Genomic DNA, 1,324 nt, shown 5'->3' with positions numbered 1-1,324 from the left:
GGGCAGCGGCGGCGGTGTTTCGGGCTGCTGCGCTCCGCCGGTGACCTGTGGGCGTGTGTGCTGGAGGTCAACGCGTGGCGCCGCCGCCGCGGCGGCGCGCCGCTGGTGGGCTATCAGCAGTTGTGCCGGGAGCTGTCCGCGTCCGGGCCGGGCACCTTCGGAGACCTGGACACCACAGGTGCCCGGTCGGTGTTGCGCCGGTTCTCCGATGCGTGGTTCGCGGCGGCGAAACGCCGCACCGCCGGTGACCTGTCGGCCCGGTTCCCGCGTCGGCGGCGGGGCTTGGTGCCGGTGCGCTGGTACCACGGCACGTTCACCCTCGACGGACTTCGGGTCCGGATCCCGACCGCCAGAGGCGCGTCCCCGTTGTGGGTGCGCCTGGCGCGGGAGGTGCCGTATCCGGTCGAACAGGTCCGGTCGGTCACCCTGCTCTGCGAAGGCGGCCGCCTGTTCCTCGACGTCACCGCCGAGGTCCCGGTGACGGTCTACCCACCCGGTGAACAACCGGACCCGGCCCGGGTCGCCGGGGTGGATATGGGAATCATCCACCCCTACGCCGTGGCCGGCCCCGACGGGGAGGGGTTGCTGGTGTCCGGGCGGGCGATCCGCGCCGAACACCGCATGCACCTCGCCGACACCAAGGCCCGCCGCCGAGCTGTGGCCCGGCAGGCGCCGAAACCGGGTGAGAAGGGATCCCGGCGGTGGCGCAAGTACCGTCGCCGGGCCCGCCTGGTCGAGGGCCGGCATCGACGCCGGGTTCGGCAGGCCCAGCACGAGGCCGCCCGTAGCGTCGTGTCCTGGGCGGTGGGTCAGCGGGTGGGTGTGCTGCACGTGGGTGATCCTCGCGGGGTGTTGGACCGTCCTGCTGGACGGCGGCACAACCTGCGGCTGCGGCAGTGGCAGATCGGCCGGCTCCTCCAAGTCCTCACCGACAAGGCCACCCTCGCCGGCATCACCGTCCACCTGGTCGACGAACGCGGCACCTCCTCGACCTGCCCCGCCTGCCACCGCCGGGTACCGAAACCCCGCGGACGGACCCTGTCCTGCCCGCACTGCTCATTCTCCGGCCACCGCGACCTCGTCGCGGCGGCCATCATCGCCACCCGCACCCCGGGCGGCGGACCCACCACCCCGACAGCGGTCGTGCTGCCGGAGGTGGTCACGCACCGTCGAGCCGGCCGACACCTGCCCGGTACCGGACGGTCCCGACGTGACCCCCGCCGCCCACCCCGGGCGGCGCGAGGATCAGTTGGCCCGCGGAGGCCCGCCCCACCCACAGGTGGTGGGGAGTCGCTCGCCCCCAAGGCGAGGATCCACAACACCC

1 protein-coding gene is annotated in these 1,324 nt (G+C 73.9%); it reads left to right on the top strand.

Going from position 1 to position 1,324, the window contains the following annotated elements:
• A partial coding sequence (locus DKT69_RS30480) for an RNA-guided endonuclease InsQ/TnpB family protein (protein WP_146231256.1) occupies nucleotides 1–1,324 on the top strand: 1,324 nt, incomplete at both ends.

The organism is Micromonospora sicca (genome assembly GCF_003172935.1).
Lineage (GTDB): Bacteria > Actinomycetota > Actinomycetes > Mycobacteriales > Micromonosporaceae > Micromonospora > Micromonospora sicca.
The sequence above is the reverse complement of the archived record's forward strand: the minus strand, read 5'-3'. Positions and strand labels throughout refer to the sequence as shown.